The following is a 14,866-nucleotide window of genomic DNA, read 5'->3' on the forward strand; positions in this document are numbered from 1 at the left end:
TTCGGTTTTTTTTTGCCGGGTAGCGCTTACGCTTACCCGGCCTACAACGGGAGAGGACGTTTTACTTGTTAACGAACTCTTCGCCCAGAGTGATATCTTTCTTCAGCGTATCCAGCATGCCTTCCATCGCGTTTTGTTCAAACGCGCTCAGCGTACCAATGGATTTACGCTCTTCAATACCGTTTTTGCCCAGCAGCAGCGGCTGAGAGAAGAAGCGAGCATGTTCGCCGTCGCCTTCAACGTAAGCGCATTCAACCACATTTTTCTCGCCCTGCAGAGCACGAACCAGAGACAGACCGAAACGCGCCGCAGCCTGACCCATAGACAGGGTTGCCGATCCGCCACCCGCCTTCGCTTCCACCACTTCGGTGCCCGCGTTCTGGATGCGTTTAGTCAGGTCAGCCACTTCCTGCTCGGTGAAGCTCACGCCTGGGATCTGCGACAGCAGAGGCAGGATCGTCACGCCAGAGTGACCACCGATAACCGGCACTTCCACTTCCGTTGGCTGCTTGCCTTTCAGCTCAGCGACGAAGGTGTTGGAACGGATGATATCCAGCGTGGTCACGCCGAACAGTTTGTTCTTGTCGTAAACACCCGCTTTCTTCAGCACTTCTGCTGCGATAGCGACGGTGGTGTTCACCGGGTTAGTGATGATACCGATACAGGCTTTCGGGCAGATTTCAGCGATCTGCTGAACCAGGTTTTTCACGATGCCCGCGTTGACGTTAAACAGGTCAGAACGATCCATACCAGGTTTACGTGCCACACCCGCAGAGATCAGTACGACGTCAGCACCCTGCAGCGCAGGACGCGCATCTTCACCGGAGAAGCCTTTGATTTTCACAGCGGTCGGGATGTGGCTCAGGTCAACCGCCACACCTGGGGTTACCGGAGCAATATCGTACAGGGAGAGTTCTGAGCCTGAAGGCAGTTGGGTTTTCAGTAGTAGGGCAAGCGCCTGGCCGATACCACCAGCAGCGCCGAGGACTGCAACTTTCATCCTAAACTCCTTATTATGGTTAACTTTAAGTATCTGTAACTCCGTTGCGGCGACCATAATTCAGCGAGTAAATAATTACAATTTTCGTAGCTAAAGAATTTGAGGTCGCGCGTCTTTCACCTTCGCCTGAATGCTATCGGGCAGCGGGCAGCAACGAAATAAGAGGTGGTTACAATACACCTTGCCACACCACCAAAACAACATCATTTTGATAACATTTAATTTACTTTTAAGCTTATTTGCGCGGCGTGACCCAGGCATGTTTTCCGATAACGAAATCTGATAAAATCACTCCCTTTCATAACATTATTTCAGCCTGGCGCCAGGTAGATAGTTTGCATAAAAATTCATCCACATGCATAATAATGTTGTTTCTATCGTCATATTCCGGGTGACTTATGCGAAGCTCGTCTAAGCAAGAAGAATTAGTGAAGGCGTTTAAAGCGCTACTCAAAGAAGAGAAATTCAGTTCTCAGGGAGAAATTGTTCAGGCGTTGCAGGAACAAGGCTTCGAAAACATCAATCAGTCGAAAGTCTCCCGTATGTTAACCAAGTTTGGCGCAGTGCGTACCCGCAATGCCAAAATGGAAATGGTCTATTGCCTGCCTGCTGAACTTGGCGTGCCGACCACCTCCAGCCCGCTGAAGAACCTGGTCCTCGACATCGACTATAACGATGCCGTGGTGGTTATCCACACCAGTCCGGGCGCAGCGCAGCTGATTGCTCGCCTGCTGGACTCATTAGGTAAAGCGGAAGGTATCCTCGGCACCATCGCCGGCGATGACACTATCTTTACCACCCCGGCAAACGGTTTTTCGGTGAAAGATCTCTACGAAGCGATTCTGGTCCTGTTCGAACAGGAACTGTAATCCTCCTCCCCGCGGCCTGCTGCGGGGATTGTTCTGCCCCCGCTGCGTTAACCCCTCTTTTCTACTGCCTCTTACTTTGACAAATAGTGCTTTTTACCAGCCATTAACATTCATATGGTGAATGCTAAGGCGCAAAACCGCACAAAAAATCAAAGTGATATATCCCTATGATTCTATTGATTTTCACCTCGCAATCCGATGATAAAATAACCACTTTTATGCATTTTGGTTATATAAATCTTACCCGTTAACACGTAATCACACATGAAACAATTAGTCTGGTATTAATTTATTACGTTATTAGTGTATACTTGATTTTGTGATGAGGGTCACAAAGCAAGACCCCACTAAAAAATTCGACGAGGTAAAGAATCATGAAAATCAAAACTACTGTAGCGGCTCTGAGTATCCTGTCTGTCCTGTCATTCGGCGCTTTTGCGGCTGATTCCATCAACGCAGATCAGGCGCAATCCCGTGAGGCAATCGGCACGGTGTCTATTGGCGCGGTCGGTACGTCTCCGATGGATATGCATGAGATGCTGAACAAGAAAGCGGAAGAAAAAGGTGCATCCTCTTATCGCATCATTGAAGCGCGTAGCGGTGACACCTGGCACGCAACTGCTGAACTCTATAAATAAACCCTCGTCGTATCTGCGCATACGACTTGCCCCTGGCCTCACGGTCAGGGGCTTTTTTTTAATGTCTCGCATTAAAACGCAACTGTCCTTCCAGCTCTTCTTCGGCTTCATCAAACAGCAGGATCAGCGCGCCAAAGCGTCTGCGCAGCTTGTCGGGCAAATGAATGAACTCGATCTCCAGCGGTAAGGGCAACTGACTGCCGGTAACCACATCCCACAGCGTATCCAGATTGGTGACGCTTTCCCGCTCCAGGTTAAATACCCGGGTAAATTCTCGATAAAAGTCGTCCTGACTGTCTATTTCGTCAAAATCAAAGGTATACGTTTTCATTGCCAGCCATCCGGTACAGGCGGGCGGAATATGCCGCCCTGTCTATTATAATCCCCCGATATGCAGGGTTTTGACTTCCAGAAACTCTTCCAGCCCCAGCACGGATCCTTCGCGCCCCAGCCCGGACTCTTTTACGCCGCCAAACGGTCCCAGTTCGGTGGAGACGGCACACTCGTTAATCCCAATCATCCCGCTTTCAATCGCCTGTGAGACGCGGAACACGCGCGACAGGTTCTGAGTGTAGAAATAGGCTGCCAGCCCGTAAGGCGTGTTGTTGGCGCGCATAATCACTTCATCTTCCGACGTAAACCGGAAGCAAGCAGCCACCGGGCCAAACGTCTCCTCTTCCGCCAGCTTCATCCCTTCATGACAATCACCGAGTACCGTGGGTATCCAGAAGTTGCCGCCAAGGGAATGCGCTTTACCGCCAGCCAGTACCGTGGCGCCTTTTGCAACGGCATCTTCCACATGTTCGCGTACTTTATCGACGGCGGAAGCGTCAATCAGTGGGCCAACAACGACGCCCTCTTCCAGACCGTTGCCGACTTTCAATGCGTTTACCGCATCGGCGAGCTGGTTCACAAACTTGTCATAGACCGTTTCCTGAATATAAAAACGGTTTACGCTGACGCAGACCTGCCCGGCATTGCGAAACTTGTTCGCAATCGCGCCCTTAACGGCTGCATCAATATCTGCATCCTCAAAAACGATATAGGGCGCATTGCCCCCCAGCTCCATTGACACTTTCTTCATCGTCTCGGCAGCGTTGCGCACCAGGGTTTTCCCCACAGAGGTTGACCCGGTAAACGAGATTTTGCGCACATCATGGCTGGCCATGATCGCGTCGCTGATTTCATGCGTATTGCCCGCCACCGCATTGAGTACGCCGTCTGGCACACCGGCCTGCTTCGCCAGTGTGAGCAGTGCAAAAGCGCTCAGCGGAGTATTGTTGGCGGGTTTAATCACGCCGGTACAACCTGCGGCCAACGCCGGGCCGAGCTTGCGGGTGAGCATCGCCATCGGGAAGTTCCACGGCGTAATGGCGGCAACCACGCCGATGGGTTCGCGGGTCGCCAGAATGCGGGAGCCGGGTTTAACCGGAGGGATAATTTCACCGTTCGCGCGCTTGGCCTGCTCAGCAAACCACTGGATAAAGCTGGCGGCATACTCCACTTCGCCCTCGGCTTCTTTCAGGGGCTTGCCCTGTTCGGTGGTCATTAGCCGCCCAAGCCAGCTTTTGTTTTCGATAATCAGCTCATACCAGCGGTAGAGGATCGTCGAACGCTCCTTCGCGGTTTTGGCGCGCCATGCGGGGAAGGCTTTGGTCGCGGCGGCAATCGCTTCTTCGGTTTCCGCTTTACCGGCTTTCGCCACTTTGGCGATCACCTCACCTGTCGCCGGGTTCAGCACGTCAAACGTGGTGTCGAGTGTTTTCCAGATGCCGTTAACAAGATATCCGTTTTGAAAAAGAATGTTGTCCTGGAGAGCCTGGGTAGTCATGTGTCCTCCCTTCCTGAATGTAAGAGCCTGCAGAACTAAGTATAGCCACAAAAAAACCGACGCTTTTGGCGTCGGTTTTTAATCTCACTTAATTGTCAGTCAGGACATTCTGGTAGCGATGCAGCATGAAGACCAATCGCCCCACCGGCTCGGTTACCTGAGGCGGCGCGTCCCAGACCTTAAGCTTCTCCTGATAGATGTCTAACTCTTCAAGCAGCTGTTTAAAATAGCGACGTCGTTTGTCATCGCTGGACGCCGCAATCACATGGTCAGCCGTGTGGCGCAACTGGCGGTGAAAGGCAGACAGATCGTCGTTAATCGGCACAGGCGCATTCCGCAGGCGCTGGTGCGCGATGATCATGGTTAACGCCAGACGGAACCTGGCAACATCCCCCGGGAATTTATTGAGCAGCAGGAACAGCTGCTGATAAAGCGCCGGAAGGTGGTTTTCTTTGCGTCGCGCGGTGTTGGTGGTCAGAGACGAGACAGCAGCCGACACAAACTGATTCAACAGCACACGACCGGTCCGCGCCTGAGAGTTATCCCGCACCAGCAGAATCACCATCATCGCCAGGAAACAGCCCACCAGCTGACCTAACGCGCTGTCGAGGAACTGGCTGAAATGGAAGGTCATCGGGTTATCCAGCACAATAATGTTAATGGTACTGGCCAGCGCCCCCAGCGATCCCAGACGGCGCTTCTGCACTTCTATCCCAATAAAGAATGCCATTACCGCCAGGCTAATGCAGAGCAGAAGCATGCTCTGCTGTGTCGACGGGATAATCACCAGGAAGTAGAGCGCACCAATGGGCAGTGCGGCAATGGTACCGTAAAGAAAATCGATAGCGACCATGCGCGGGTTGGGCAGACGCATCGCCAGCGCGGTAACGACGGCAATCATGACCATCGCACCGCTACCGGACGTCCAGCCGGTCCACAGCCAGAACAGCGTGCCGAGCATGCAGGCCAGCGTGGTACGCCAGAAGTTGACCATGGCGTGATGGCGCTCGGCGGATTCCGGCTTGATCACCACTTCGCCCTGCAGCACCTCTTCTTCCGCCGCGCTGATTTTGGTATTACCCGTCACACCGCGCTTAAGCAGCAGGTAGCGCGTCGCGGCACCGACCCAGGTATAAATCGTCACCGGCGTATCGCGTTCACCCGTCCAGGCGATGACGCGACGCATGCGTTTAAGCTGTCTGTGCACGTCTTGCACCGTTTCGACCGGCTCGTCAAAGAGCTCACGGAACGTGTCCGTTACCACCTCCGGGCGGGTATTCTGAATCAGATAAGTTTCGCACGCCTGGGTGATCAGCGTTAAGGAAACGGTATTGATCGCTTTCAGGCGACGGTTGGCGCGTTCCCAGCGCGAAGATTCCATATTGAGGTTGCTGCGCATCCCCTCCAGCGCCTGCGTGCGGCGCACCAGGCTGCTCCACGCTTTATCGACCTCTTCGCTGTCACCGTGCTTGATGCACAACTGCATCAGCTGGTACTGGGCAACAATCAGCGCGTCGAGCTCACGGTCCACTTCTTGCTTGATGGAGCGCGGGGAGAAAAGCAGGTCCGCAACGATCGCGCAGACGATACCAATGACAATCTCGCTGCAGCGTTCAACAGCAAACTGCGGAGCAAGCAGCGGTTCGGACTGAATGGTAATGACAATGATCAGCGCGGTATAGCCCGCCAGCCCCCATGCGTAGGAGTTTTCAACTTTGACCAGCGACGAAATCCAGGTGCAGAACCCTGCCCAGATACAGCACACCATGATCATCAGCAGAGGGGTGCGGATCATCAAAATAATGATGGTGAGCGCGGCGAAACAGCCGATAAACGTCCCGACGATACGCAGCATACCGCGGTAGCGGATGGCGCCAGAGTAGGGCTCACCGCCCGCGGCAAAGGCAGGGCCAGCCGCAACGATAGCAGCCGTCAGCACCGCCCAGCGGGGCGTTTCCAGCTGGAAGTGAAAGCCGACAAACAGCGCCAGCACGATGGCACATGCCAGCTTCACGGCGAAGCGAATGTGCTGGCTGGCGATGGAAAAGAGTCCCATAACGATTAACCAAACTCGCGCAGGCGGTGGGCGATTTTACGGAAAATAGAGTCCTGGCTGGCATCGCGGTCTTTTTCCCCGGTGATGACCACCGTTGCCGTGGTGCCCGCAGGCCACAGGTTCCCCTGCTGCTCATCCAGATGGATACGTACCGGCACGCGCTGCGCCAGACGAACCCATTCCAGGTTGGAATCCACCGTCGCCATCCCTTTGGTATCGTTAGAGCTGCTGGAGTTGGTGACCCCTGCCGCGACGCTGTCGACGGTACCTTTAAACACACGATTGCTGCCGAGCGGCGTGATCTCCGCGCGATACCCTGGACGTACCCCTTCAAGCTTGGTCTCTTCCATATAGGCGAGCACGTAGAAAGAGTCCTGTTTAACCAGCGCTACGGCGGTAGAGCCACGGGTAATGAATTCCCCGGCATAGACGTTCAGGTTGGTGACCCAGCCATCGGACGGCGCGCGGATCACGGTGCGTTCGAGATCGAGCTTCGCCAGATCGCGCGTTGCTTGCGCTTTCGCCAGCTGGTGCAGCACGGTTTGCAGCACGTTGTTAGACTGGTCAATCTCTTCGCGGGACATTGCCTGAACGCCCAACTGGTTACGGCGACCGGCTTCACGGCGTTTCTCCGCAGCCAGCGCCTGGTAATAGGCCACGTCCGCTTCCGCTTCTTCTAACGCTTTTTGATAGCGGGGCTGGTCAATGGTGAACAGAACCTGATCTTTTTTCACCAGTTGGTTATCGTGGACGTTAACCGCGGTGATAAGACCGGCCACGTCGGGGGCAATCGCCACCACATCGGCGCTGAAACGCGCATCGCGCGTCCACGGTGATTCAGTGTAATAAACCCAGGCGCGGAAAATGGCGATAAACGCCAGAACGACCAGCGCCATGGTGATGGCAGTGCGGGAGACTTTTCTTATTAGCGTTTTCACATCAACCTCAGACAAACATGCGCGATATCAGATAGAACAGGCAGCAATACAGCGCGGTATTGAACAATGCAGGGTGCCAGACGAAATCGTAGATCCCGGTAGGGACCAGCACCTTGCGCACCAGCCAGAAGATCGCCAGTGATAAAAGAAGCTCGAAAAATATCGGTGGGAACGACAGACCGAACACCACGATTACAGGAAACAGACTCATGTTGACCTTGATAAGAGAGAGTGCAGGCTTCAGATTTTTTTTAGCGCACGCCATCGCAGGAGAGCAAGAAACGCCGGGCGAGAATGGCGCAGCCGTTATGTAATTAATAATATATTAACGTAACTGTTATGCTGTTATCTATAATATGTGATCTAAATCACTTTTAAGCCAGAGTGAACAATGGAACGTTTAAAACGCATGTCCGTCTTCGCCAAAGTGGTGGAGCTCGGCTCATTTACCGCCGCTGCGCGTCAATTGCAGATGAGTGTCTCTTCCATCAGCCAGACGGTGTCAAAACTGGAAGATGAGCTGCAGGTGAAGCTGCTCAACCGCAGTACCCGCAGCATTGGCCTGACGGAAGCCGGTAAAATTTATTACCAGGGCTGCCGCCGAATGATGCACGAAGTGCAGGATGTGCACGAACAGCTCTACGCCTTCAATAACACCCCCATCGGCACGCTGCGCATTGGGTGTTCTTCAACTATGGCACAAAATGTTCTCGCTGCCATGACGGCGGAAATGCTGAAAGAGTATCCGGGTTTAACGGTGAATCTGGTGACGGGCATCCCTGCGCCGGACCTGATCGCCGACGGATTAGATGTGGTGATCCGCGTCGGGGCGTTACAAGATTCAAGTCTCTTTTCGCGTCGGCTGGGGAGCATGCCGATGGTGGTCTGCGCCTCAAAAAGCTATCTGGCGCAGTACGGCGTTCCGGAGAAACCTGCCGATCTCAGCAACCACTCGTGGCTGGAATACAGCGTGCGCCCGGACAACGAATTCGAACTGATTGCCCCGGAGGGGATCTCCACCAAACTGCTGCCGGAAGGCCGGTTCGTCACCAACGATCCGATGACTATCTCCCGCTGGCTGGTCGCCGGGGCCGGGATCGCTTACGTGCCGCTGATGTGGGTGATCAATGAGATCAACAGCGGCGTACTGGAGATCCTCTTCCCGCGTTACCAGTCCGATCCGCGTCCGGTCTACGCTCTGTATACCGAGAAGGACAAACTCCCTCTCAAAGTACAGGTGTGTATTAACTATCTGACCGAGTATTTTGTCGAAGTGGCGGAGCTGTTTCAGGGGATGCGCGGCAGAAGAAAGGAGTAATAAAATTATCGCTATAATAATATATGGCATGAATATTTCCCGGATGATACTCACATTCATTCAGGAATAATTCCGCCCTCCTCTCAGGAATGGCTAATTGACACTCCCGCCACCCGCCCTTTACCTTATAAGCAGTCTGAGCATCAGACTGTTATATATTTGTTACCAACATGAATAATAAAATGTATTTCGCAGGATGACGTTAAACAAGGAAAAGAGATGAATATATTCGAACAAACACAGCCTTCGCGCAGGCGCTATGGACTCGCCGCGTTCATTGGTTTGATTGCCGGGATTGTCTCCGCGTTTGTCAAATGGGGAGCCGAGGTGCCGCTTCCACCACGCAGTCCGACAGATTTATTTGCCGGCGCATGCGGGCCAGAGCAATTATTACGGGCAGCAAGTCAGATTGACTGTTCCCGCAACTTTTTAAACCCACCTTATGTCTTTTTACGCGACTGGCTGGGCGTCGTCGATCCTAATGCGGCGGTTTATACCTTTGCCGGGCATATATTTAACTGGGTTGGCGTAACACATATTATTTTCTCAATCGTGTTCGCCGTAGGTTATTGCGTAGTTGCTGAAGTCTTCCCGAAAATTAAACTCTGGCAGGGTTTGCTGGCGGGTGCGTTAGCTCAGCTTTTTGTTCATATGATCTCCTTCCCGCTGATGGGGCTGACGCCACCGCTGTTTGAGCTGCCGTGGTATGAACACGTGTCAGAGATCGTGGGCCATCTGGTCTGGTTCTGGTCGATCGAAATCATTCGCCGTGATTTGCGTAATCGCATCTCTCACGAGCCGGATCCGGAGATACCGCTGGGTAACTTACGTTAAAAAAAAGGCGCTACATTAGTAGCGCCTTTTTTTATGCATGGTCAGGTCAGGCTGTGCCGCCCACCGTCAGGTTGTCCACTTTCAGCGTTGGCTGGCCCACGCCAACCGGCAGGCTCTGGCCCTCTTTACCGCAGACGCCCACGCCGTTATCCAGCTTCAGATCGTTACCAACCATGGATATCTGCTGCATGGCTTCAATACCGGAGCCAATCAGCGTCGCGCCTTTCACCGCTTTGGTCACTTTGCCTTTCTCGATCAGATACGCTTCTGACGTGGAGAAAACAAACTTACCGGAGGTGATGTCCACCTGGCCGCCGCCAAAGTTTGGCGCGAAGATCCCGTAATCGACGGATTCGATAATCTCCTGCGGCGTGGACTGGCCCGGCAGCATATAGGTATTGGTCATGCGCGGCATCGGCAGGTGCGCGTAGGATTCACGGCGGCCGTTACCCGTCGGCGCAACGCCCATCAGGCGCGCGTTGAGTTTGTCCTGCATGTAGCCTTTCAGCACGCCGTTTTCAATCAGCACGTTGTACTGGCCTGGCGTACCTTCGTCGTCGATAGAAATCGAGCCGCGACGATCGAGCATGGTGCCATCATCCACGACGGTACACAGTTCAGAGGAGACGAGCTGCCCCATCTGACCGCTGAATACGGACGTCCCGCGACGGTTAAAGTCGCCTTCCAGACCGTGGCCCACCGCCTCGTGCAACAGCACGCCCGGCCAGCCAGCGCCCAGAACAACCGGGAATGATCCCGCGGGAGCCGCGACAGCAGAGAGATTCACCATTGCCATACGCACGGCTTCTTTTGCCCACGCGTCAGCGCGCGCTTCACCGCCGACGTCGCCAAGGAACCAGTCATAACCAAAACGACCGCCGCCGCCGCTTGAGCCACGCTCACGCTTACCGTCGTCTTCGACCTGTACGCTAATGGAGAGACGCACCAGCGGACGCACATCAGCGGCCAGGGTTCCGTCAGTTGCTGCCACCAGAATCAGTTCATAGACGCCGCTCAGGCTGGCAGACACTTCCTGCACGCGTTTATCCGCAGCGCGCGCCACTTTGTCCACGCGACGCAGGATATCCAGCTTCTCTTCGCGGCTCATGCTCTGCAGCGGATCGATGCTGGTGTACAGCGCAGCGTGCTGCACTTCACCCAGGGTTTTCACGCGGCCATCACCCGAATCACGCACGATAGTACGCGCGGCCTGCGCGCTCTGCTCCAGAGCAGCCAGGCTAATCTGATCGGCATAAGCGAAACCGGTTTTTTCGCCGCTGACGGCACGCACGCCGACGCCCTGATCGATGTTATAAGAACCATCTTTAATGATGCTGTCTTCTAAAACCCAGGATTCGTGATAGCTCGACTGGAAATAGAGATCGCCGTAGTCGAGACGGCGTTCGGTCAGTTGACCAAGAATGGAGAACAGGTCCTGATGGCTCAGGCCGTTCGCTGCGAGCAAATGTTCACTTACCAGGTTCAGACTCATCGTATTGCTACTCGTTCGTTGCCGCCCGTGGCGGTAAAAAGATCGTATTTATTGAGAGTGAGGCAATTACCTGCCCACGTCAAATCATTGCTGTGCATCTTTGCGCGGCTGGCGCAGCACCTCGTTAATCTGCGGTTTATCGATCGGACCGGTAATGCGGTAGCGCAGAATCGAGACCTTGCTCCACAGTGGCCCCAACACTTTACTGGCGGCAAACACCGCCGCACCGACGATCGGGTTCACCACAAAGGCCGCCGCAACGCCCACGCTTGCGGAAATTTCCGGCGCCACCACGGCTTCCATATCCAGCTCGCGACGCACGAGGTTCACCGAGCCTTTCATGGCGATATCCGCTTCAAGGCCATCGACCAGCGTGTCGTCAGTGTGCAGAACGCCGTCCTTGATCCACGCCGTGCTGCGAATGGAGTCGTAGTAGAAACCTTCGCTGAAGGTGTCGCTAAAATCGAAGCGCAGCTTGCGCAGCAGGGCATCAAAACTTAACAGGCGCAGGATCTGCCCGGCGCGCCCCGTACTCACATCGGCAATTTCACCCTTACCGAACTGGGTTTTCAGTATCCCGTTGAGCGAAGCCTCATCCGGCTTCCATGGCGCCGCGCGCCAGTGCAGATCGTAATTGACGTCAAATGACGAGCCGCGAAGCGGTGTGCTGATGCCAAAGAAGTTAGCCGCTGCGTCCAGCTTGTTGCCCTTGATGTCGCCTTTCAGCGAGGTGCGCTGCTCGCCTGGGTTATTGACCCATTCGCCCGCAGCCGTCAGGCGGCCAAAGCCGGTATCGACCAGCCCACCGGTCAGGCTCAACGTATTGCCTTTGATGGCAACATCTCCGTCAATGCGTCCGTACTTTTGCCCCCACAGCCAGCATTCAGCGCAGCGTAGCTGCAGATCGGGCCAGCCGCTGAAATCAATGCGGGAAGCGTTACTGAACGGCGACGGGCCTGCGGCCTGGTCTTGACTGCTCGCGACTGTCGGGTTGTAGTAGAGGTAGCGGATCGCGGCCAGCCACGGCGCGTTATCGCGCATATTTAACGTGGCGTTAATTTCCCTGCCCTGAGCCTCTACCTTTGTCCCGCTACTCGTCGGCTGAGAGACAATGCTCAGGTTGTTCCACCGCTGTCCGCCCAGCGTCAGCGCAGGCGTGCGCAGGGTAACGGTCTGCGGGAACTGAGCGGTCTCGTCTACGTTCTGCCCCACGCCTTTCTGGAACAGCGCCAGCCATTCGGCACCATCCATCGCCGGAAGGTTGAGTTCAATGCCTGCATGATCCGGCAGCGGCGGCGTGGTGCGGCTGTCAGTCGTCCAGATGGCCCTGTCGAGCGTAAGCTTGCGGTTAAGCAGCCAGCGGCTGTTGAAGTGGTTTGTCTCGCCTGCGCTGCCGGTCAGCGCGAAGCTATTGAGGTTGCCATCAACGTTGAGCTTCACTGGCAGCGCCTGCCCGGCGTCTTTATCCAGCGGCGCGGGAAGCTGGCTGCTGATGTTTTTCAGGTCGCCAGTGATATCGACCTTATAGCGGGCGCCGGCGTGATAAGGCAGATCGATAGCGACCTTACCGTTCCAGGAGACGGCGCCATCCACCGATTGCTCGATTGGCTTCGGCAAAACATCCATTCTGGCAGGCTGCCAGTTAGCATCCAGATTAACCGCCACCTGATAGGCCTTTTCCCCTTCGGTGGTTGAGAAATCAATATTGACGGGCTGATTGAACCAGTTGGCTTTAAGTGGCTCACTCTTCAGGTTGCCGTTCACGAAGCTGAACTGCCCCGTGAGGTTTTTCAGCGTGCTGTCGAGCGGTTTGATGTACAGGCTATTGTTGTTCAGACGAACATCGCCTTTCGCGGTGGTCATCTCACCGTCCAGCGGGATATCCAGATGTAAGCGAGCACTCACATCGCCATCCAACTGGAGCTCCTGAAGGGTGGCTCCCAGGGAATCATCCAACGGCGTATCCTCAAAGTACGGCCCAACCGCCTTGCCCGGGCCGTTGATATCCGCATCAATAAGCAGCTTCTCTTTCGAATAGTCCGGGATATTTGCCGTCAGATTGCTGGCCGTCACGCCACCCAGCGCAACGCTGTCTGACTTCATCCACAATCCGTCATTGAGGAAGTTGAGTTCAATATCCAGATTTTTCAGCGCTGGCCAACCCGGCTGGAAGGCGAAAGTGGCGTTGTGCAACGGCACCAGCACCTGGAACTGGCCTTCATTATGCTTGTAAGGGAACAGATGCGGATTACCGCCATAGGCCAGCGTGGCGTTATCCGCCTGCCCGCCCTGGATCGCGCCGCTCAGGTAATCCACCAGCGCTTTGCCCATCAGGTTCTCCGGGAAGTAGCGCCAGGCCTGCGAGCCGTCGCTAGTGCTGATCCCTGCAAGAATACCCAGCCACGGCTCATCGCCTTCGGGCTTCAGATAGCGGAAATCCCCACGTGCATGTACGGCTTTTGCTTTGACATCAATATCGCGGCCATCAAGCTGAAAACCTTTGTCATTTTTAAGCCAGCTCAGCGTAGCGTTGCCATGCTCGATTTCCAGAGGAGCGCGGAAGACGGTTTCATACGGCATTTTGGCGTCGTGCATATCGACCGTCAGCCTGCCGTTTTCCACGCTACCTTCCAGTTTGCCGCTGAAGTGTTCTGCGCCTGGCAGTAGTTTCCACTGCTTCCAGGCAAGGTCTTTCCATGTGGCCTGGAAGCGCGTTTTCTCCGTCGCCTGAAGCGGGATGTCCAGCCCCAGGGCGTCAATCGTCCCGCTTGGCTGCGTGGCCAGCCAGATCTCACCAAGGTCAGGCGAGAGCTTTGCGGCCATTGAGCGCAGCCCTTCGATGGCGGTCAGATCCAGATTGCTGGCTCGAATACGTAGCTCGTCACTGCGTTTGCTGCTTGCCCCGCCGACATCCTGTTCTGGCATCCAGGCCAGGGTCAGCGCACCGCGTGGCCACGGCTTGTTGTCCATGGTGATGCGCGTATCGGGAATAGCAAACTGCCAGCCTTCTTTCTCCTGAGTCACGTGCGCAGTGAGATTATCCACGGAAAGCTGATGCTGCTGGTTCTCCGCTTTCCAGCTCGCGCCCCCCTGCTTCAGCCAGATGTCGCCGCTGGCGAATTCCCCGTTTGTCAGCGTCATCCAGCCTTCCAGGCTGAAACGAGCGGTTTCCAGCTGCATGTTTTGCTGCAGCCAGTCACCCAGCCAGGGTTTCACATCCACATCGTCGGCCTGTAGCCAAACCTTACCGTTGTTCAGTAACCCATTGTCGTCACGCAGATCCATACGCACCTGCATCACGCCATGCTGCCCGTTCAGGCTGGAGAGATTCACCTGTCCCTCGGCACGATGACGGTCTTTACCGTTCAGCCAGGTCAGCTGTGGGATCGCCAGCTCGGCACGCTGCCCCGAAAGGGTAATAAAGCTCACCTCGCTGTCACGGAGATCAAAGTGATCGAACTGGCGCAGGAAGAGATCGCTGATGCGGTTGGTTTCCAGCCCCTGATCGCCATCGCCACTACGCAGCGGCGTATTGGTCAGGAACTGGAGTTGCCAGAAGGTGAGATCGCGAAACTGCCAGCGCAGATGCAGCAGGCTTTGCCAGACATCCAGCGCCAGCGTTACGCGTTTAATTTTCAGATGGCCGCCGTCTTTCAGGCTGGCATTGATATCCCGCGCATCGAGCGTTGGACCGAAGTTCTGCCAGCTCGCACTGATCTGGCTTACGTCCACCGGCACGCCGGTGGCGGATTCGATTTTCGCCAGCACCTGCGGGCGCCAGCTATCCAGATGCGGCAGAACGAGGCGTAGCCCGCTCACGAGCAACGCGACAATCACGACCAGCGTTGCCCCTGTAAGCAGTAAAATCCCCGGCAATCGCCTCACGCATC

General features: G+C 55.2%; 12 protein-coding genes. 4 read left to right on the forward strand and 8 right to left on the reverse strand.

Going from position 1 to position 14,866, the window contains the following annotated elements; all coding sequences use genetic code 11:
- Nucleotides 1-61 precede the first annotated feature (61 nt).
- Entirely contained in the window at nt 62-1,000 is a 939-nt protein-coding gene (gene mdh / locus ACTJJA_RS12435; protein ID WP_010436131.1) for a malate dehydrogenase, read from the reverse strand.
- Nucleotides 1,001-1,398: 398 nt separating this feature from the next.
- On the opposite strand from mdh, the gene argR reads away from it, so the two are divergent.
- Together argR and yhcN are read left to right on the forward strand one after the other, a co-directional pair.
- Nucleotides 1,399-1,869: a transcriptional regulator ArgR gene (gene argR / locus ACTJJA_RS12440; protein ID WP_010436133.1), complete on the forward strand. Its 471-nt coding sequence runs from the start codon at nt 1,399-1,401 to the stop codon at nt 1,867-1,869.
- 374 nt (nt 1,870-2,243) lie between these two features.
- A complete protein-coding gene (gene yhcN, locus ACTJJA_RS12445) occupies nt 2,244-2,507 on the forward strand; it encodes a peroxide/acid stress response protein YhcN (protein WP_010436136.1) in 264 nt (87 codons plus the stop codon).
- A 58-nt stretch (nt 2,508-2,565) separates the two neighbouring features.
- Here yhcN and ACTJJA_RS12450 read toward each other — a convergent pair whose 3' ends face one another.
- From ACTJJA_RS12450 to aaeX, 5 genes are all read right to left on the reverse strand, one after another.
- The gene (locus ACTJJA_RS12450) at nt 2,566-2,838 is read right to left on the reverse strand and encodes a barstar family protein (RefSeq protein WP_010436138.1); all 273 of its coding nucleotides are present in this window, start codon (nt 2,836-2,838) and stop codon (nt 2,566-2,568) included.
- Nucleotides 2,839-2,883: 45 nt separating this feature from the next.
- Entirely contained in the window at nt 2,884-4,338 is a 1,455-nt protein-coding gene (locus ACTJJA_RS12455) for an NAD-dependent succinate-semialdehyde dehydrogenase (protein WP_126545351.1), read from the reverse strand.
- Between the two features lie 88 nt (nt 4,339-4,426).
- A complete protein-coding gene (aaeB, locus tag ACTJJA_RS12460; protein ID WP_440668220.1) occupies nt 4,427-6,394 on the reverse strand; it encodes a p-hydroxybenzoic acid efflux pump subunit AaeB in 1,968 nt (655 codons plus the stop codon).
- 5 nt (nt 6,395-6,399) lie between these two features.
- Nucleotides 6,400-7,332, reverse strand: coding sequence for a p-hydroxybenzoic acid efflux pump subunit AaeA (aaeA, locus tag ACTJJA_RS12465; protein WP_440668222.1), 933 nt, complete (start codon nt 7,330-7,332; stop codon nt 6,400-6,402).
- 7 nt (nt 7,333-7,339) lie between these two features.
- Nucleotides 7,340-7,543, reverse strand: a complete 204-nt coding sequence (gene aaeX / locus ACTJJA_RS12470; RefSeq protein ID WP_003860416.1) for a p-hydroxybenzoic acid efflux pump operon protein AaeX — start codon at nt 7,541-7,543, stop codon at nt 7,340-7,342.
- A gap of 180 nt (nt 7,544-7,723) precedes the next feature.
- On the opposite strand from aaeX, the gene aaeR reads away from it, so the two are divergent.
- Nucleotides 7,724-8,650 carry an HTH-type transcriptional activator AaeR gene (gene aaeR, locus ACTJJA_RS12475; RefSeq protein WP_042715199.1) on the forward strand — a complete coding sequence of 309 codons (927 nt, stop codon included), beginning with the start codon at nt 7,724-7,726 and terminating at the stop codon, nt 8,648-8,650.
- Between the two features lie 219 nt (nt 8,651-8,869).
- A complete protein-coding gene (locus ACTJJA_RS12480) occupies nt 8,870-9,484 on the forward strand; it encodes a YagU family protein (RefSeq protein WP_440668224.1) in 615 nt (204 codons plus the stop codon).
- 46 nt (nt 9,485-9,530) lie between these two features.
- Here ACTJJA_RS12480 and tldD read toward each other — a convergent pair whose 3' ends face one another.
- Nucleotides 9,531-10,976 carry a metalloprotease TldD gene (gene tldD, locus ACTJJA_RS12485; protein ID WP_440668226.1) on the reverse strand — a complete coding sequence of 482 codons (1,446 nt, stop codon included), beginning with the start codon at nt 10,974-10,976 and terminating at the stop codon, nt 9,531-9,533.
- A gap of 84 nt (nt 10,977-11,060) precedes the next feature.
- On the reverse strand, nt 11,061-14,861 hold the full coding sequence (gene yhdP, locus ACTJJA_RS12490; protein WP_440668228.1) for an AsmA2 domain-containing protein YhdP: 3,801 nt from the start codon (nt 14,859-14,861) through the stop codon (nt 11,061-11,063).
- Nucleotides 14,862-14,866: the final 5 nt, after the last annotated feature.

It is taken from the genome of Enterobacter sp. 22452, assembly GCF_052045065.1.
Lineage (GTDB): Bacteria > Pseudomonadota > Gammaproteobacteria > Enterobacterales > Enterobacteriaceae > Enterobacter > Enterobacter mori.

Excerpts from the sequence above, each read along its gene's own strand:
- aaeR (WP_042715199.1), top strand. The coding sequence starts at position 7,724 with ATGGAACGTTTAAAACGCATGTCCGTCTTCGCCAAAGTGGTGGAGCTC.
- mdh (WP_010436131.1), bottom strand. The coding sequence starts at position 1,000 with ATGAAAGTTGCAGTCCTCGGCGCTGCTGGTGGTATCGGCCAGGCGCTT.
- aaeB (WP_440668220.1), bottom strand. The coding sequence starts at position 6,394 with ATGGGACTCTTTTCCATCGCCAGCCAGCACATTCGCTTCGCCGTGAAG.
- yhcN (WP_010436136.1), top strand. The coding sequence starts at position 2,244 with ATGAAAATCAAAACTACTGTAGCGGCTCTGAGTATCCTGTCTGTCCTG.
- argR (WP_010436133.1), top strand. The coding sequence starts at position 1,399 with ATGCGAAGCTCGTCTAAGCAAGAAGAATTAGTGAAGGCGTTTAAAGCG.
- aaeX (WP_003860416.1), bottom strand. The coding sequence starts at position 7,543 with ATGAGTCTGTTTCCTGTAATCGTGGTGTTCGGTCTGTCGTTCCCACCG.
- ACTJJA_RS12455 (WP_126545351.1), bottom strand. The coding sequence starts at position 4,338 with ATGACTACCCAGGCTCTCCAGGACAACATTCTTTTTCAAAACGGATAT.
- tldD (WP_440668226.1), bottom strand. The coding sequence starts at position 10,976 with ATGAGTCTGAACCTGGTAAGTGAACATTTGCTCGCAGCGAACGGCCTG.
- ACTJJA_RS12480 (WP_440668224.1), top strand. The coding sequence starts at position 8,870 with ATGAATATATTCGAACAAACACAGCCTTCGCGCAGGCGCTATGGACTC.
- ACTJJA_RS12450 (WP_010436138.1), bottom strand. The coding sequence starts at position 2,838 with ATGAAAACGTATACCTTTGATTTTGACGAAATAGACAGTCAGGACGAC.